The sequence below is a fragment of the Nocardioides aquaticus genome, assembly GCF_018459925.1.
In the GTDB taxonomy this organism is placed as follows: Bacteria; Actinomycetota; Actinomycetes; order Propionibacteriales; family Nocardioidaceae; genus Nocardioides; species Nocardioides aquaticus.
In genome coordinates this window covers 2,272,967-2,290,515 of the sequence record NZ_CP075371.1, presented here as the reverse complement: position 1 = coordinate 2,290,515, position 17,549 = coordinate 2,272,967, and the positions used below count along the sequence as shown (strand labels likewise).

Genomic DNA, 17,549 nt, shown 5'->3' with positions numbered 1-17,549 from the left:
ACCGATCGGCCGTGGTGGTCGGGTCCTCCGCCGGACCACGGTGGCCCCATGACCACCCTCACCGCCCCTCACGTCCTGTCCGGCAGCAGCGCACCGCCGCCGGGCACCGTCGTCGTCGGGATCGACGGCTCGGTCCAGTCCGACCGGGCCCTGGACTGGGCGGTGCTGCAGGCGCGGCTCGAGCACCGCGCCCTGACCGTCGTGCACGCGGCGCACCTCAGCGCGGCGGGCGAGACCTTGTGGATGGGGACCCCCGGCACGGACCTGCGCGCCGTGGTGGACGACCTGCGCGCGACCGGCCGCTCCCTGCTGGCCGCGGCCGAGGCCCGCGCCGTGCGGGCCGACCCGTCGCTGGTGGTCCGGTCCGTCCTCAGCACGCACGACCCCCGCCACGCCCTCACCGCGCTGTCCGGGGACGCCGACCTCACGGTCGTGGGCTCGCGGGGCCGCGGTCCGGTCGTCAGCCTCCTGCTCGGATCCGTCAGCGTCGCGGTCAGCCGCCTCGCCACCGGCACCGTCGTGGTGGTGCGGGGCGAGGAGCGCACCCGTCGCCCCCGGTGCGTCGTGGTCGACGTCGACGGGACCGCGGACTCCGAGGCCGCGGTCGAGGTGGCCTACCGGATCGCGGCGCAGCGGCACCTTCCCCTGACCGCCCTGCACGTCGTCGACGACGACCGTTTCCGCCGGACCGGGGTGCACCTGGTCCGCGACGACGACGTCGCAGACCACCGGGAGCTGTTGTCGGAGTCCGTCGCCGGCATGCGCGAGCGGTACCCCGAGGTGAAGGACGAGCTGGTCCTCGAGCGGGGCGTGCGTGACCAGCAGCTGATCGCTGCCTCGCACCGCGCCTCCCTCCTGGTCGTCGCGGCGCGACGCCGGGGTCCGGTGGACGACCTCGTGCACGACTCGGTCGTCACGAGGGTGGTCGAGCACGCGCACTGCAGCGTCGCGGTGGTCGCGGCCGGGTCGCCCCCCGGCTGAGGCGGCCCGGGCTGCGGGGGGTGTGACGCTCAGCCGCCCGCCGCGGCGCCCAGCGGCACGGTCCAGGTCAGCCGGGTGCCGCCGGCGTCCGGCGCGCCCACCACGAGGGACCCGCCACGGCGCTCGGCGCGGATCCGCAGGTTGTCCAGCCCGCTGCGGCGCGTGCCGGCGCCGAGGCCGACCCCGTCGTCGCGGACCCGCACCACCAGGGAGGACGGGTCGGCCTCGACCGCGACCGCGACGTTCCGCGCCCGGGCGTGCCGGCCGGCGTTGCTGAGGCCCTCGCGCACGACGGCCTCGACGTCCTCGTGCATCGGCGGGTCGACGAGCAGGTCGAGCGGCCCACGGAAGGTGACCGCGGGCGGCTCGCTCAGCAGGTGCCCGGTGGCCGCGACGACCGCGAGCACCTTGGTCCGCAGCCCGGCGTCCTCGGCGCCGGTGTCGTGCAGGCCGAAGATCGTGGTCCGCACCTGACGGATGGTGGCGTCGAGCTCGTCGACCTGGGCCCCGAGGCGGTCCGGCAGCGGCCCCTCGGGCAGCGCGGAGCGGACGCTCTGGATCCCCAGGCCGGCCGCGTAGAGCCGTTGCACGACGTGGTCGTGCAGGTCGCGGGCGATCCGGTCCCGCTCGTCCACCTGGTCCAGACGGACCCGGGCGACCCGGGCGTCGGCCCGGTCCAGCGCCAGGGCGGCGTGGTCGGCGAGGGACGCGGCGACGTCCAGGTCGAGCTCGGTGAACCGGGGCTGTCCCCGGTCGCGGAGCACCAGGATGCTGCCCCGCATCCCGACCTCCGAGGTCAGCGGGAGGGCCATCGCCGGCCCGCACTCCGCGACCGGGAGGTAGCGCGGGGCGGGCTCGCCCTGCTCGTCGAGCAGCTCGTCGAGCAGCTCGTCCACCAGCTGGGGCCGACGCGTGCTCAGGCAGCGCCGCACGAGGCCGTCGCCCACCGGGAGGCGCCGGCCCAGCACCCGGGAGCCCGACGCCCCGCTGACCCGGTCCGCGCGGACGTCGTCGAAGGGATCGACGCTGCCGTGGGTCAGCACGACCTCCACCAGCGCGGCACCGGCGAGCTCACGGACCCGGTCGGCGACCAGCTGCAGGGCGTCGGCCTCGGAGGCGCTCAGCAGCTCCTGGGTGATTTCCGTGGTCACCGCGGTCCACCGCTCGCGGCGCTGGCTCTCACCGAAGAGCCGGGCGTGGTCGATCGCGATGCCGGCCGTGGTGGCCAGCGCCTCGACCAGCACCTGGTCGTCCTGGTTGAACGCCCCCGGCTCGGTGTCGGCCAGGTAGAGGTGGCCGTACACCTCGTCGCGCACCTGGAGCGGGACCCCGAGGAAGCTGACGAGGGCCGGGTGGCCCGCGGGCACGCCGACCGAGCGGGGGTCGTCGGTGATGGAGCCGAGGCGCACCGGACGGGGGTCCTCGGACGGCGGGGCCAGCAGCCCGCGCCCGACCGGCAGGTCGCCGATCGCCGCCACGGTGGCCTCGTCCATCCCGGTGTGCACGAACTGCTCCAGCATGCCGTCGGTGCCGAGCACCCCGATCGCGGCGTACGGCGCCCCGACCAGGTCGACGGCGGCCTCCACGATCTGGCGCAGCGTACGCGGGAGGTCGAGGTACTCGACGGCGAGCCGGTTGGCCTGGATCAGCCGTCGCAGCTGCGCGGGGGTGGTCGTGCGCAGCTCGGACACCCCGGGGTGGTCTCCGGTCGGTTCACGCATCGGCACGGCGCGCTCCTGGTGTCTCGGTGGACGCTGTCCGAGGCCGTCGGAACGCGGGCACCACCCACCGTACGCACGTCGGTGCCCCTGCCGCAGGTCCCGACCGGCGGAGGCGTCGGGCTCTGCCCGGGTCCCACCCGCTGCCGCAGGCTCGGGCCATGGACCTCGACCTGGCACCGCGCACGTCGTCGCGCCCGCACGCCCGCGCGGTGGTGGACGAGGTCGAGCGCCTCGGCACCGACGGACGCGACGGGCTGGGCGAGGCCGAGGCGGCGACCCGCCTGGCGGACCACGGGCCCAACGTCCTGCCGGAGGCCACCGGCGACCCGGCGTGGCGCCGGGCCCTGGGCCAGCTCGCCGACCCCCTGATCTACGTGCTGCTGGCCGCGGCCGCCACCACCCTGGTGCTCGGCGAGTACGTCGACGCCTCGGTCATCGCGGCGGTGGTCCTGGTCAACGCGACCGTCGGGTTCATCCAGGAGACCCGGGCCCTCGCGGCGCTGGAGGGCCTGCGCTCCCTCGCGCTCGCCGAGGCCAGGGTGGTGCGCGACGGCCGGCTGCGCACCGTCGGCTCGGCCGACCTCGTGCCTGGCGACCTCGTCGCCCTCCAGCCCGGGGACAAGGTGCCCGCGGACCTGCGGCTGGTCGGCGCCGACGACGTGCGGGTCGACGAGTCGGCGCTGACCGGGGAGTCGGACCCGGTCGCCAAGCGTGACGCGGTCCTGCCCGCGGAGACCCGGGTCGCCGACCGGTGCACCATGTTCCACGCCGGGACCCTGGTCCGCACCGGGTCGGCCCAGGGCCTGGTGGTGGCCACCGGCGAGGACACCGAGCTCGGAGCCATCCACCGGATGGTGAGCGGGGCCGAGCTCCTGGCGACCCCGCTGACCCGCAAGCTGGCCCGCTTCAGCTCCCTGCTGACCGTCGTCATCGTCGCCCTGGCCGCGGTCACCTTCGCCGTCGGGCTCCTGCGCGGACAAGACGCCGCGTCGATGTTCACCGCTGCCGTCGCCCTGGCGGTCGGAGCCATCCCCGAGGCGCTGCCCGCCGCGGTCACGGTGGTGCTGGCCATCGGCGTCACCCGCCTGGTCCACCGCCACGCCGTCGTCCGGCGCCTCCCCGCGGTCGAGACGCTCGGCGGCACCACCGTGATCTGCACCGACAAGACCGGCACGCTGACCACCAACCAGATGACGGTGCGCGCGGTGTGGACCCCGGACGGCAGCTACGACGTCTCCGGCGCCGGGTACGACCCGGACGGGCAGGTGACCAGGGACGGGGCGGTGGCCGACACCGCGCGGGACGCGGCACTGCGCTGGAGCCTGACGGCCGGGTCGTGGTGCAACGATGCGGGGCTCGACCACGACGGCAGCCAGTGGCTGCTGACCGGCGACCCCACGGAGGGCGCGATGAAGGTGGCCGCGCTCAAGACCGACGTCGCCGGCGTACCCGGCAGAGGGCTCGCGCGGACCGCGACCATCCCCTTCGACGCGCGGCGTCCCTTCATGGCCACGCTGCACCAGGCGGACGACCGCACCGGTGTGGTGCTGGTGAAGGGGGCGGTGGAACAGGTCGCTGCCCTGTGCGACCTGCAGATGCGTGCCGACGGGACCACGGAGCCGCTCGACCACGCCGCGCTGTCGCAGGCGGTGGACGACCTGGCCGCGCGGGGCCTGCGGGTGCTCGCCACGGCGGTCGACGTCGACGGCTCCGCGGTCGACTTCACCCCCGCCGACCTGCACCGCACGGACCTGGTGCTGACCGGCCTGCAGGCCATGCTCGACCCGCCCCGGCCGGCCGCCGCGGCCGCGATCGCCGCCTGCCTGGCGGCCGGGATCGAGGTCAGGATGATCACCGGCGACCACGCGGCCACCGCGGCGGCGGTCGCCGCGGAGCTGCACCTCGACCCCCGCACCGACCGCCCGGTCGTCCTGACCGGCGCCGAGCTGGCCTCGCTCGACGACGAGGCGTACGGCGCCGCCATCACCTCGACCCGGGTCTTCGCGCGGGTCGCCCCGGAGGAGAAGCTGCGGCTGGTCACGGCGCTGCAGGCCCAGGGGCACGTCGTCGCGATGACCGGCGACGGCGTCAACGACGCTCCGGCGCTGCGGCGCGCCGACATCGGCATCGCGATGGGCCTCGGCGGCACCGAGGTGGCCAAGGACGCCGCCGACATGGTCCTGCTGGACGACGACTTCGCGACGATCGAGGCCGCGGTCGAGGAGGGCCGGGGCGTCTTCGACAACCTGGTGAAGTTCATCCTCTGGACGCTGCCGACCAACATGGGCGAGGGCCTGGTGATCCTGGTGGCCGTGCTCCTCGGCACCGCGCTGCCGATCCTGCCGACGCAGATCCTGTGGATCAACATGACCACCGCGGTCCTGCTCGGCCTGACGCTGGCCTTCGAGCCGCGGGAGCCCGGGGTGATGCTGCGCCCGCCACGGGCGCCGGACCGGCCGCTGCTCACCGGTCCCCTGGTCTGGCGCACCGTGCTGGTGGCGGGGCTCCTGGTGGCGGCGTCGTCCTGGGTCTTCGACGCCGCGCTCGCCGCCGGCAGCGGCCTGGCCGAGGCGCGCACGGCGGCGGTGAGCGTCTTCGTGCTGGTCGAGATCGCCTACCTGGTCAGCTGCCGGTCCCAGACCCGGGCCACCTGGCGGCTCGGCCTGCTGTCCAACCCGTGGGTGGTCGGCGGGATCGTCGTGCAGCTACTCGCCCAGGCCGCGTTCACCTACCTGCCGGTGATGAACACCGTCTTCGGCACGGCGCCGCTGGACCTCGCCTCCTGGGCCCGCGTGCTGACCGCGGCCGCCGTGGTCACGGCCGTGATCGCCGCGGACAAGGCCCGCGCCGTACGCCGTCGCGCGCGCACGCCCACCGGCTGAGGGGCTCAGCGCACCTGCGTGCCGGCCGTCCCGGCCACCACCGCGGCGGCGTCGTCCAGCGAGCCGATCGCGGCCCGTCCGCCGGTGCCCGTGACGAACCCCGCCGCCGCAGCGACCTTGGGGCCCATCGACCCGGCGGGGAAGTCGTCGAGCACGAGGTCCGCGGCGCGCACCTCCCCGAGAGCTCGCTGGCCGGGAGTGCCCCAGCCGGCCATCACCGCGGGCACGTCGGTGAGCAGCACCAGCGCGTCGGCGCCGAGCCGGGTGGCGACCAGGGCGGCCACGAAGTCCTTGTCGACGACGGCGTCGACCCCGGTGAGACCGTGGACCCCCTCGACGACCGGGACCCCGCCGCCCCCGGCCAGCACCACCGTCGTCCCGTGCTCGAGCAGCAGCCGGGCGGTGTCGACCTCGAGCACGTCGGTCGGCAGCGGGGAGGCCACGACGCGGCGCCAGCCGGCACCGTCTGGACGGACCGTCCAGCCCTCGCGTGCGGCCAGCTCGTGCGCCCGCGCCTCGTCGTAGACGCTCCCGACGAACTTGGTGGGGTCGGCGAAGGCCGGGTCGTCGGCGGCCACCAGGGTCTGCGTCACCAGCGTCACGACCGGGGTGGTCAGGCCCGCGTTGACCAGGCCCTGCTGCAACCAGTAGCCGATCAGTCCCTGGGTCTCCGCCACGAGCTCGCTGAAAGGGTAGGGCCGCGACAGGGCGGCGTCGGCGGCCGTCTCGAGGGCCAGCATCCCGACCTGGGGCCCGTTGCCGTGCACCAGCACCACCTCGTGCTCCGCGGCGACCCGGGCCAGGGCGGGGGCCGCCCGGGACACCCGGGCGACCTGGGCGACGGCGTCGGGGACCTCGCCCCGCGGCAGCAGGGCGTTGCCCCCGAGCGCGACCACCACCCTCATCCCGCGGGCCGGGCGGTGGCGGGGCGGAGGTCGGTGAGCGCTGTCATCCCCTCACGCTCGCACGCGAGCGACCCACGGCGCTGGGGACCAAAGACCCTGTCCACCCCGCCGTCCGGGTGCGAACGTCGAGCGGTGCGTCGGACGACGTCACGTGCTGCTGGGAGGCCACCATCGAGGACCAGAAGATCCGTGTCTACCTGCTCGACGACCACGAGGTCGTACGGCAGGGCCTGCGAGCCCTGCTCGAGGGCGCCGGCGACATCGAGGTTGTCGGTGAGTCCGGGTCGGCGGTGGACGCCACCCACCGGATCCCCGCGCTGCGGCCCGACGTCGCCGTGCTGGACGGTCGGCTGCCGGACGGTTCCGGCGTGGCGGTGTGCCGCGACGTCCGCTCCGTCGACCCCACGATCAAGGCCCTGATCCTCACGTCCTACGACGACGACGCGGCGCTCTTCGCTGCGATCATGGCCGGCGCCGCAGGCTACGTGCTCAAGGAGACCAAGGGCGGTGACCTCGTCGCCGCGGTGCGGGAGGTCGCGGCCGGTCGGTCGCTGATCGACCCCGCGCTCACCGCCAAGGTGCTGGAGCGCGTGCGCCATCCGGCGCAGACCGCGACCGAGCTGCGCGACCTGACCGACCAGGAGCTGCGCCTGCTGGCCCTGATCGCGGAGGGCCTGACGAACCGGCAGATCGGCGAGCGGATGTTCCTGGCCGAGAAGACGGTCAAGAACTACGTCTCCAGCATCCTGTCCAAGCTCGGTCTCGAGCGGCGCACCCAGGCCGCGGTCCTCGCCACGCGCCTGCTCTGAGGCCCTCGCGTCGGAGCGCCTACGCTGCCGGCGTGGGAGAGGTCTTCGCGGGGCGCTTCGAGCTGCTCGAACCGATCGCCGAGGGCGGCATGGGCTCGGTGTGGGTGGTGCGCGACCGCAAGGACGACCGTCTCTACGCCGGCAAGGTCCTCCGGCACTCCGACGCCGCCTCCCTGATGCGGTTCATGCGCGAGCAGGCGACCCGCATCGACCACCCCCACGTGGTCACCCCGATGGCCTGGGCCGGTGAGGACCACCGCGTGGTGTTCACCATGCCCCTGGTGCGCGGCGGCTCCGTCGCCACCCTGCTGGGCGACCACGGGCCGCTGCCGGCGTCGTACGTCGTGGCGGTGCTGCTCCAGGCAGCCGATGCGCTCACCGCGGTGCACGCGGCAGGGGTGGTGCACCGCGACCTCAAGCCCGCGAACCTGCTGCTCGAACCCACCGGGAGCGGGCCACCGCACGTCCGGCTCACCGACTTCGGGATCGCCGTCGCGCTCGACGACGCGCGACTGACGCGCGGCTCCCAGGTGATCGGGAGCCCCGGCTACATGGCACCCGAGCAACGCGCCGGAGCCGACCCCGACCCCCGCCAGGACCTCTTCGCCCTCGCCACGTGCGGGCTGGAGATGCTCACCGGGGTCCGACCCCCCGGCGCGTCCCGGGCGGCCCGCGCGCTGGTGGCGGCCGACCCGGCCCACGGGCCCCTGGTGGCCCTGCTGCTGGCGACGGCCGACGCCGACCCGGGCCGCCGGCCCGCGTCCGCCGCGGAGCTGGCCGCCCGCCTGCGGTCGACCCCCCTGGCCGCCGACCCGGACGAGGAGGCCCCGCACGTGTTCGACCAGATCGAGGCTCCGACGGCCGAGCCGACCGGTGCCGACCCGCGGCGGTGGGCCGGCCTGCTCCTGGTGCTCGTCGGCCTGCTCGCGGCCGCCGGCGCCGTCTGGCTACTGCTGGGGGCGTGAGCGCCGCAGCAGCAGCACCCCGAGACCGACGGCCGCGACCGCGACCAGGCCGAGGCCGCCGGCGATGAGGAGCCGTACCGGGTCGTCGGAGTCCTCGGCGGCGGTCCCCTGCGCGTCCTCCGGGGCGTTCCCTGTGCTCTCCTGGGCGCTCTCCTGGGAGCCCTCCGCTGCCGGGGGCGACTGCCCCTCGTCCGGGGCGTCGGGATCCTCGGTCTCGTCGGGCCCGGTCCCGCCGGTCACCAGCGACGCTCCTCCGGCGTACTCCGGGACACCGTCCTCCTCGCCGACCACGGCGACCTCGAGCCGGTAGGGAAGCTCCAGGCCGGCCAGGCCCTCGTCATCGCCGACGGCGTACTCGATGTAGTGGAACCCCGCCAGGTCGAAGGCGTTCTGGTCCTCCCGGTTGCGGTAGCGGACCTCGCCGGTGCCGGTCGAGAGCTCGTTGCTCACGCTGCTGGCAGCGAACCCGGTGGTCGTGCCGCCCAGGGTGTCCGACGTCCGCCGCAGCGGGTTGTGCACCGCGACCGAGGCGAAGGGGCCGAGCACCCTCGTCGACGCCTCCTCGATCGCCCCCGTCGCCGCGGGCGTCACCACGCGAGCGGTGAGCGTCTGCCCCCAGGAGACCGGCACCTTGAAGACCTGGGTCTCCCCGGCGACCGTCGAGCTGGTGTAGGCGCCGGGCGCGACCTCGGTCGCAGTGCCGAAGGATGAGCCGCCCTGCACGGGCTCGGGACTGTCGTCGACGGGGTCCACGGTGATCTCGGGGGCGCGGCCCACGCTGGGTGGCAGCTCCGCCAGGTCGCCGACCGGCGGCTCCTCGACCACCTGCAGCCCGTAGGCGGCGGTCTGACCAGCACTGAGCGTGCCGCGTGAGACCGCGATCCGGAGCGGGCCGTCCACGCACTCCTCGTTGATCGGCTCCGAAGAGCTGTCCACCGTGACGCCGGTGCTGACCAGCTCGCTGCTGACCAGCTGCTTGGCGGCGAAGCCCGACCAGCAGGCCAGGCCCTCGGCCGAGCTGACGTCGACGTCGAGCGAGTCGCGCACCTCGGTGCCGAGGCTCACCGCCGATACGTGCACGGACGAGCCCGGGATGGTCCGTTCGTAGCGGAACCAACGGCTCTCCTCCTCGCCGGCTCCCTCGGCGGCGACCTCGTCGGTCCACAGGCCGGCGGTGATCGTCGTGGGGTCGAGCTCGGTGCCGCCCTCGACCGGGGTGCCGTCGACCTCGAACGGGCGGACAGCGCGGGTCGCCACGGTCTGGAGCTGCTCGACGATGTCCTCGGCGGAGTCGGCGTCGTAGTACTCCCCGTTGCCCTCCCGCGCGATGCATGACAACTGGTCCCGCGCCCGCGCGTCCACACCCAGGCCCACGACGTCGACCCGCAGGTCGATCCCGGCCTCGGCGAGGTCGGCGGCCACCTCGCACGGATCGGGCTCGCACGTGGCCACGCCGTCCGAGACCAGCACGATCGAGCGCGTGCCCCCGTCGCCGAGGTCCCCGGCCGCCTCGGTCAGAGCGTGGGCGATCGGCGTCTCACCGAACGGCCGGTAGGCCGCGATGGCCGCGCGGAGCTCGTCCCGGTTGTCGGCGCCGGGCGGCACGACCAGCTGGGAGTCGGTGCAGGCGCCGGGCTGGTCCCGGGAGAACACCTCGGAGCCGAACACGCGCAGACCGACGTCCGCGGTCCCTGGCAGGTCGTCGACCACCCGACCGAGGGCCTCCTTGGCGGCCTCGATCTTGCTCTGCCCGCCGGCCGCGGGCTCCTCCATGGACCCGGAGGAGTCCAGGACCAGGAGCACCCGCCCGTACTCGCCGGCCGTGGACCCGTCCCGCTCCCCCGTCGCGCCCGCGGCCGGCAGCGGCCCGAACGCGGTCAGGGGTGCCACCACGAGCGCGGCGGCGACGCCACGGGTCAGGACTCGGGCCAGGACTCGGGCCAGGACTCGGGCCAGGACTCGGGCCAGGACTCGGGCCAGGACTGGGGCCGGGGAACGCATGACGGTCATCGTCGTCCTTCGCATCGGGTCGGTGGTGCCGGGGTGTGCACCAGGACCTTGACCTTCGCATTCGCAAATGTCAAGGATGCGTTTGCAAATCAGACGGGGACGACTAGAGTCGCGCAGTACCGACGCCGAGGAGGTCGAGCGTGGACCTGACCGACAACGTGGCGCGACAGCGGGAGCTCTACGGCGCCACGATCGGCGAGTGCCTGCGCCGGATCACCGGGACCCTGGGCCTCTCGCAGGCCGCGGTGGCACGGACCACGGGGATCTCCGCGCCGATGCTCTCCCAGCTGGCCAGCGGTCACCGGATCAAGATCGGCAACCCGCACGCGGCCGCGCGTTTCTTCTCGCTGCTGCAGCTGGTCGACGAGGTCGGGACCGGTCTGGCGCACGAGCAGGTGGCCACGCGGGTGGCCGAGATCTCCCGGGAGGAGACCATGCCGTTGACCGGCTCCCGCGAGGTCACAGCCACCACGGCGCCCACCGACGTGGCGGCCGCGGTGAGCGGGGTGCTGCGCGCGGTCGCGTCGGGCCGCGAGCTGGCGGCTGCCGCGGCGGTCCTCGAGGAGGAGCACCCCGGGATCGCCGAGGTCCTGCGTGCGTACGGCACCGGCTCGGCCGCCGATGCGCACCGACACCACGCCTCGATCGCCCACCTGGCCTGAGAGGTCCGCTCCGCCCGTGGCACCGGGTGCCACGGGGTCGGGGTGTCCGCGAGCGTCACCTCGAGGCGCCGCAAGCGTCATCTCGGCGTCAGGCGTGAGCGGTCAGCGCCTCGGCTCGGTCGGCGGGACGACCACCACGGGGCTCGGCGCGTGACGCAGGAGCGCCCTCGTCGACGACCCGAACGACCTCCCGGGGGTGTGCGCCAGGCCGGAGTGCCGCCCGACCACGGTCAGGCTGCTCGACGCCGCGTACGCGACCAGGCGTTCCGCGGCGCGTCCCACGCTGGTCTCGACGCGCACGTCGAGGCCGCTCGGCCGGTCCGTGAGGCCCTCGACCCAGGACTCGAGGTCGGCGGTGCGGCGTGCCTCGTGGGTCGCGAGCTGGTCGTCGGACCAGGCCAGCTCGGGCGGGGGGTCCCAGCTGCAGAGCACCCGTAGCGCGACCCCGTGCCGGGCGGCGTACGCCGCGGCGAACCCGACCGTGGCCTCGGCGCGCTCGACCCGGTGACGACGCAGGTGCCGACCGGTCACGCCGTCGGTGGGGGTACGCAGGTCGCCCGGGTGCAGGTCGACGCCGACCGTGACCGGGTCCGTGGTGTCGCGGGCCCCGGGCGGCGGCCAGTCGTCGGGGACCACGGCCACCGGCACCGGGCAGCGCCCGACCACGGCCATCGAGGTGCTGCCCTCGACCCAGCGGCGCACGGCGCCGAGCCGGCGCTGGCCGATCACCAGGATCCCCGCGTCGGGGCAGGCCTCGAGCAGCACCTCCCACGCGTGGCCGGTGGCCCTCTCGGTCGTGACACCGGTGGTCGCCGACCTCGCCTCCGGGTCGGGCAGTGCCTCGACGAGGGCCTCGAGAGCCGGGCCGGCGGAGTCCCAGGCCGGTTCCGGGTAGGGCGTGGCCAGGCGGCCGAAGGCCGGGCTCAGCGGCTCGGACGGTGCGCAGGCCGTGAGGAGGTGCAGCGGGCGACCGGAGGCGCGTGCCTCGGCGACCGCCCAGGCCAGGGCCCCGAGGGGACGGCTGGTGGCCTCGTCGGCCCGCGTCCGCGGGTCCTGGCCGGTGTCGATGCCGACCAGCACGCCACCGAGCGGGGTGCGGGTGGGGCGGGTTCCTGGCAGTCCGGCGACCTGCACGGATCTGCGCCGGGGCCTGCTGGTGGTGGTCATGGTGCCTCCTCGGGGGTCGTGCTCCGTCATGACCAGGCTCGTTGCCACTGCCCTCCGACGCAGGGGCCGAAGGTCCGTTCACGTCCTGCCGACGGTCCGCAGCCGCTTGTGCACGGCGTCGACCAGGGGCAGGACGAGCACGGCCAGCAGGCAGAACAGCCACCCGGTCGCCGGCGGCCACGCCCCGCCCAGCGCCTCGGCCACCCACGGGACGCCCAGGAAGACCGCCAGCAGCACGGCCTCGACGAGCACCGCGCCGGCAACCCAGGGGTTGCCGCGGGGGTCGAGACGCCACACCGGGCGGGACTCGCTGCGGCAGACGAAGGCGTTGACCATCTGCCCGACGGCGATCACGGCGAAGGCCGACCCGGAGGCGAGGACGAGCAGGGACGCCGGGGCGTCCGCGCCGTAGCTCCAGCCGCCCTGGAGCAGCACGGTGAAGAACGCGGCCATGGACAGCACCGCCTCGGTCGGCCCGAGGACCAGCAGCGCACGGCGCAGCAGCGGAGCGTCGACGACGTCGGTGGACCGGCGGGGACCCTGCATGGCCCGGTCGTCGGCCGGCTCGGCGCCCAGCGCGAGCGCCGGGAGCATGTCGGTGCCGATGTCGAGCGCGAGCACCTGGAGCACCCCGATCGCGAGCGGGATCTCGCTGCCGGTCACGGCCCACAGGACGAACGGCACGAGCTCGGCGACGTTGTCGGTCAGGTGGAAGGTCAGGAACCGCCGGATGTTGAGGAAGGTGCCACGCCCCAGCCGGACCGCCTTCGGGATGGTCGCGAAGCTGTCGTCGAGGAGCACCAGGTCCGCGGCCTCCCGGGCGACGTCGCTGCCGGCCCGGCCCATCGCGATCCCGACGTCGGCCTCGCGCAGGGCCGCGACGTCGTTGACGCCGTCCCCGGTCATCGCCACCACGTGACCGTGCTCGCGCAGGGCACGGGCGATGCGGAGCTTGTCGGCCGGCGACACGCGGGCCACCACCGCGCCGTCGTCACGGTCCAGGAGGTCGGCAACGTCGGCGTCGGCCTCGGGCAGGTCGGAGCCCTCGACCACGACCCCGCCCGGTCCGAGCAGGCCGACCTCGGTGGCGATGGCGGCCCCGGTCAGGGCGCTGTCGCCGGTGACCATGGCCAGGCGGATCCCGGCGCGCCGGCACAGCGCGACCGCGGCCGGCACCTCGTCCCGCGGCGGGTCGCGCAACCCGACGAGCGCCAGCAGCTCGAGCCGCGCGGCCGCGGTCGCGAGCAGCTCGTCCTCGGTGCGCACCGACGGTCCGCCGAGGACGCGGCACACGGCGATCACCCGCCGCCCGCGCCCCGACATCCGCACCAGCTCCGCCCGGGCCTCGGGCAGGGAGCCGCCGCACCGCTCGAGGAGCCGCTCCGGCGCGCCCATCAGGTAGCCGACCCCGTCCAGCGCGGCAGCGCTGGACAGGCTGGCCGAGGTGAAGGGCAGGCGGGCCGAGGGCGCCGAGGACCCCGCCTCGGGGAGCCCGAGCCGGGAGGCGAACGAGTCCAGCGCGGCGTCCATCGGATCACCGTCGGCGACCCAGGCCCCCTCCCGCAGCACCGCCCGCCCGGTCGCGCACCCGCGCGCACCGACGGCCGCAGCACCGGCGAGGTGGAGTGCCCCGGGTGCGCCGGTCGCCGTGCCGTCGGGCTCGTACCCCGTCCCGAGCACCGCGACCGGTCCGGCGGTGGTCCAGGCCTCCACCACCGACATCTCGTTGCGGGTCAGGGTCCCGGTCTTGTCGGTGCAGATGAAGGTGGTCGCCCCGAGGGTCTCGACCGCCTCGAGGCGACGGACGAGCGCGTGGTCACGCGCCATGCTCTGCGCGGCCCGCGCGAGGGAGAGCGTGACGGTCGGCAGCAGGCCCTCGGGCACGAGGGCGACCATGACCCCGATGCCGAGGAGCAGCGACGAGGTCACCCCGAGGCCGAGCAGCAGCGAGGTCCCGGCCAGCAGAACACCGACCGAGACCGCCAGCACGGCGACGACCAGCACCAGCCGGTGCAGCTGCTTCGCGAGAGGGCTGGGCGGGCGGTGGGCCTGCTCGGTCAGTGCTGCGATCCCGGCCAGCCGGGTCCGGGACCCGGTCGCCTCCACCACGCCCACGGCGTCGCCCTGGACCACGAACGTCCCGGCCGCGACCTCGTCCCCGACGACGTGCACGACCGGCAGGCTCTCCCCTGTCAGCATCGACTCGTCGACGCTGACCTCGTGCGACTCGACGAGGCGTACGTCGGCACCCACGCGGTCCCCTGCGGCGAGCAGCACAACGTCCTCGCGGACCAGGTCCACCACCGGCACCACGGCCAGCGCGCCGTCGCGACGCACCCGCGTCGAGGCCGGCATCATCGCCACCAGCTGCTCGGCCGCGCGGTCGGCCTTGTGCTCCTGGGCGAAGGCGAAGACGCCGTTCAGCAGCACGATCACGACGATCGCCACCGCCAGCTCCCCCATCCCCGCGAGCAGGGCGAGCAGCGCCGCCACCCAGAGCATCCCGGCGAAGAAGTGCGTCATCTCGGCCAGGAGCAGGCGCCAGGCAGGGGTCGGCGGGGGGCGGGGCACGGCGTTCGGCCCGTCCTGGGCCCGCCGCGCCCCGACCTCCGCGGTGGTCAGGCCCGACGCCGGCGTGACCGCTGCCGGGGTGGCCGTCATCGGGTGCTCAAGGGTGGCTCACCGGGTCGTCACCGCGAGGTGCCGGCCCCAGCTGCGAGCCCGCGACAGCTCGCCCTCGACGAGCGGTCCGCGTACGTCGTCGACGAAGAAGCTGGTGACCTCGCCGACGTCGAGGCCCCGCTTGCGCAGGATCCTGGCGGTGCTCTTCGCGGCGGACCCTGGGAGGTGACGGACCGTGGTGGCCCTGGTGTCGAAGACCGCGACCGCACCGGGGACCTCGGGCGCGACGCCGGCCGACGACGACGTGGGGTCCAGCGCGTCCAGCCAGTCCCGCACACCGGTGGTCGCGCCGACGGCCTCCGCGCCCTTCGTCACCGCCTCGGCCCGGGTGGCGGGCCGGCTGAGGGTGAAGGTGTGGGTCGGGGCTCCCAGGACCAGGAGGTCCGGCGCGAGCTCGTGGTCGCCGGCGTCGCCCACCCGGCACCGGGTCACCTCGACGCCCTGGTCCCGCAGGCCCTCGCAGATGGCGTCGGCGACCTGCTCGGTGTTGCCGAACATCGACTCGAAGACCACGGACGCCCTCACGCCCTCCACTCCCCCACCGGCGGGCCGCTGGCCAGGCCGTCGGAGCCGCCGAGGGTCGCCACCATCACGGCCTTGATCGTGTGGAGGCGGTTCTCGGCCTGGTCGAAGACGATCGAGGCGCTCGACTCGAACACCTCGTCGGTGACCTCGAGCGAGCTCAGGCCGGTCTGCTGGAAGAGCTCCTCGCCGACCTCGGTGCCCCGGTCGTGGAAGGCCGGCAGGCAGTGCATGAACTTGGTCTCCGGGTTCCCGGTCGAGGCCATCAGCGCGGCGTCGACCTGGTACGGCCTCAGCAGCGCGATCCGCTCGGCCCACGTCTCGACGGGCTCGCCCATCGACACCCACACGTCGGTGTGGACGAAGTCGACGCCGGCCACCCCGGCCCGGACGTCGTCGGTGAAGGTCAGCCGGGCGCCCGTGGTCACGGCCACCGCGCGCGCCGCAGCGACGATCTCCGGAGGTGTCTGGAGCGAGGACGGGGCGACCATCCGCACGTCCATGCCGAGCAGGGCGCCGGAGAGCAGCAGCGAGTTCGCGGTGTTGTCCGCCGCGTCGCCGACGAAGGCGAAGGACACGTGGGCGTCGGGCTTGTCGACGTGCTCGCGCATGGTCAGGGCGTCGCAGAGCGACTGGGTGGGGTGCCAGCGGTCGGTGAGGCCGTTCCACACCGGCACCCCGGCGTGGGCGGCCAGCGACTCGGCGGTGGCGTGGCTGAACCCGCGGAACTCGATCGCGTCGTACATCCGGCCCAGGACGCGGGCGGTGTCGGCGGTGGACTCCTTGTGCCCCATGTGCGAGCCGGTCGGGTCGAGGTAGGTCACGTGGCCGCCCTGGTCGTGCGTGGCGACCTCGAAGGCGCACCGGGTGCGGGTGGAGGCCTTCTCGAAGATCAGCGCGACGTTGCGCCCGCGCAGGTGCTGCACCTCCCGGCCCTGCTGCTTGTCGGCCTTGAGGCACTCGGCCAGCGTGAGCAGGTGCCGCCACTCTTCGGGGGTGAAGTCCAGCTCGCGCAGGAAGTGGCGCCCGCGCAGGTCGAGGTGGTGGCGACGCTCGCTGACGACGGGCTCGACCGGGCCGACCGCGGTGCTCATGCGTCCACCGCGTCGCGCTCGATGGGGCAGGTCATGCAGCGGGGCCCACCGCGGCCGCGCCCGAGCTCCTCGCCGACGACGGGGATCACCGTGATCCCCTGCTCGCCGAGATAGGTGTTGGTGACGGTGTTGCGCTCGTAGCCGAGCACCACTCCCGGGGACACCGCCAGGAAGTTGTTGCCGTCGTCCCACTGCTCGCGGGCCGCGCCCCGCTGGTCGATCGGGCTGCGCAGGAGCCGCAGGTCGGCCACCCCCAGCAGGTCGGCCAGGACCGGGAAGAGGTCGGTGTTCTCCTCGACCTTGAGCTCTCCGGCGTCGTCGAGACGCGTGAGGGTGAAGGACCGCAGCGTGTCCGGCAGGTACGGGAACAGGCAGAACGCGTCCTTGTCCACCATCGTCATCACCGTGTCGAGGTGCATGAAGGCCCGGGAGTGGGGCAGCTCCACCACCAGGACGGTGTCGACCGTGCCGGCCCGGAACAGGCTGCGGGCCAGGATCTCGATCCCCTGCGGGGTGGAGCGCTCCCCCATCCCGATCATCACGGCCCGGTGGCCGATCACGGTGATGTCCCCGCCCTCGATCGTCGCGGTCTCGTGCGCCGCGGAGTCGTTGCCGTAGAGGAAGCGCATCGGTCCGGCGGTGAACATCGGGTGGAAGTTGTAGACGACCCGCGAGTTGAGGGTCTCCCGGCGCCGGGCCTGCTTGGCCATCGGGTTCACCGAGACACCGTCGTAGACCCAGGCGGAGTTGTCGCGCTGGAAGAGGTGGTTGGGCAGCGGCGGGAGGAGGAAGTCGTCCGGTCCGAGGTGCTCCATCAGCAGGCTGGGCGCCTGCAGCAGCGACGACACGTCTCGCTTCAGGACCCCCCGATCAGCAGCTCGGCCAGGACCGGCGCCGGGGCCGAGCCGACCAGCTCGTCGAGCGGGCCGTCGAGCGCGGGGCCGAACCGGGTGGCGGTGGTCAGCCGGTCCTGCAGGAACACCCGCGCCCGTGGGGCGTCGAGGGCCTCGGCGAGCAGGGTGGCGAACTCGTGCACGACGACGCCGGTGTCGCGCAGCTGCTGGCAGAACGCGTCGTGCTCCTGGCGGGCGCGCTCGGCCCACATCACGTCGTCGAACAGCAGGTCGTCGACGCTGTCGGGGTGAGCCG

General features: G+C 74.7%; 14 protein-coding genes. 5 read left to right on the top strand and 9 right to left on the bottom strand.

Features of this window, described 5'->3' with window-relative positions:
• The first annotated feature begins 48 nt into the window (after nt 1-48).
• Nucleotides 49-981: a universal stress protein gene (locus ENKNEFLB_RS11050; RefSeq protein ID WP_214059232.1), complete on the top strand. Its 933-nt coding sequence runs from the start codon at nt 49-51 to the stop codon at nt 979-981.
• Nucleotides 982-1,010: 29 nt separating this feature from the next.
• Here ENKNEFLB_RS11050 and ENKNEFLB_RS11045 read toward each other — a convergent pair whose 3' ends face one another.
• Complete coding sequence (locus ENKNEFLB_RS11045; protein ID WP_246536005.1) at nt 1,011-2,702, bottom strand: GAF domain-containing sensor histidine kinase; 1,692 nt, start codon at nt 2,700-2,702, stop codon at nt 1,011-1,013.
• A 158-nt stretch (nt 2,703-2,860) separates the two neighbouring features.
• On the opposite strand from ENKNEFLB_RS11045, the gene ENKNEFLB_RS11040 reads away from it, so the two are divergent.
• The gene (locus tag ENKNEFLB_RS11040; RefSeq protein WP_214059230.1) at nt 2,861-5,584 is read left to right on the top strand and encodes an HAD-IC family P-type ATPase; all 2,724 of its coding nucleotides are present in this window, start codon (nt 2,861-2,863) and stop codon (nt 5,582-5,584) included.
• A gap of 5 nt (nt 5,585-5,589) precedes the next feature.
• Here the strand turns inward: ENKNEFLB_RS11040 and ENKNEFLB_RS11035 are convergent, their stop codons facing one another.
• A complete protein-coding gene (locus tag ENKNEFLB_RS11035; RefSeq protein WP_214059229.1) occupies nt 5,590-6,489 on the bottom strand; it encodes a carbamate kinase in 900 nt (299 codons plus the stop codon).
• A gap of 170 nt (nt 6,490-6,659) precedes the next feature.
• Here ENKNEFLB_RS11035 and ENKNEFLB_RS11030 point away from each other — a divergent pair, with 170 nt between their 5' ends.
• Nucleotides 6,660-7,298 carry a response regulator gene (locus ENKNEFLB_RS11030; protein ID WP_275955968.1) on the top strand — a complete coding sequence of 213 codons (639 nt, stop codon included), beginning with the start codon at nt 6,660-6,662 and terminating at the stop codon, nt 7,296-7,298.
• 32 nt (nt 7,299-7,330) lie between these two features.
• On the top strand, nt 7,331-8,263 hold the full coding sequence (locus ENKNEFLB_RS11025; protein ID WP_246535963.1) for a serine/threonine-protein kinase: 933 nt from the start codon (nt 7,331-7,333) through the stop codon (nt 8,261-8,263).
• Here ENKNEFLB_RS11025 and ENKNEFLB_RS11020 read toward each other — a convergent pair.
• Nucleotides 8,246-10,264: a VWA domain-containing protein gene (locus ENKNEFLB_RS11020; RefSeq protein ID WP_214059228.1), complete on the bottom strand. Its 2,019-nt coding sequence runs from the start codon at nt 10,262-10,264 to the stop codon at nt 8,246-8,248. The two genes, ENKNEFLB_RS11025 and ENKNEFLB_RS11020, sit on opposite strands and share 18 nt — an antisense overlap.
• Before the next feature lie 149 nt (nt 10,265-10,413).
• Here ENKNEFLB_RS11020 and ENKNEFLB_RS11015 point away from each other — a divergent pair, with 149 nt between their 5' ends.
• On the top strand, nt 10,414-10,935 hold the full coding sequence (locus ENKNEFLB_RS11015) for a helix-turn-helix domain-containing protein (protein WP_214059227.1): 522 nt from the start codon (nt 10,414-10,416) through the stop codon (nt 10,933-10,935).
• A 102-nt stretch (nt 10,936-11,037) separates the two neighbouring features.
• Here the strand turns inward: ENKNEFLB_RS11015 and ENKNEFLB_RS11010 are convergent, their stop codons facing one another.
• The 6 genes from ENKNEFLB_RS11010 to ENKNEFLB_RS22890 form a co-directional block, all read right to left on the bottom strand.
• Nucleotides 11,038-12,102: a universal stress protein gene (locus ENKNEFLB_RS11010; RefSeq protein WP_214059226.1), complete on the bottom strand. Its 1,065-nt coding sequence runs from the start codon at nt 12,100-12,102 to the stop codon at nt 11,038-11,040.
• Between the two features lie 78 nt (nt 12,103-12,180).
• Nucleotides 12,181-14,763, bottom strand: a complete 2,583-nt coding sequence (locus ENKNEFLB_RS11005; protein WP_214059225.1) for a cation-translocating P-type ATPase — start codon at nt 14,761-14,763, stop codon at nt 12,181-12,183.
• Nucleotides 14,764-14,781: 18 nt separating this feature from the next.
• Nucleotides 14,782-15,309 carry a flavodoxin family protein gene (locus ENKNEFLB_RS11000; protein ID WP_214059224.1) on the bottom strand — a complete coding sequence of 176 codons (528 nt, stop codon included), beginning with the start codon at nt 15,307-15,309 and terminating at the stop codon, nt 14,782-14,784.
• On the bottom strand, nt 15,306-16,400 hold the full coding sequence (argF, locus tag ENKNEFLB_RS10995) for an ornithine carbamoyltransferase (protein WP_214059223.1): 1,095 nt from the start codon (nt 16,398-16,400) through the stop codon (nt 15,306-15,308). The genes ENKNEFLB_RS11000 and argF overlap by 4 nt, the downstream gene beginning before the upstream one ends.
• Nucleotides 16,397-17,248 (bottom strand): arginine deiminase, encoded by an 852-nt coding sequence (locus tag ENKNEFLB_RS10990; protein ID WP_214059222.1) that lies wholly within the window; start codon nt 17,246-17,248, stop codon nt 16,397-16,399. The genes argF and ENKNEFLB_RS10990 overlap by 4 nt, the downstream gene beginning before the upstream one ends.
• Nucleotides 17,249-17,256: 8 nt before the next feature.
• The gene (locus ENKNEFLB_RS22890) at nt 17,257-17,520 is read right to left on the bottom strand and encodes an arginine deiminase family protein (RefSeq protein ID WP_275955967.1); all 264 of its coding nucleotides are present in this window, start codon (nt 17,518-17,520) and stop codon (nt 17,257-17,259) included.
• Nucleotides 17,521-17,549: the final 29 nt, after the last annotated feature.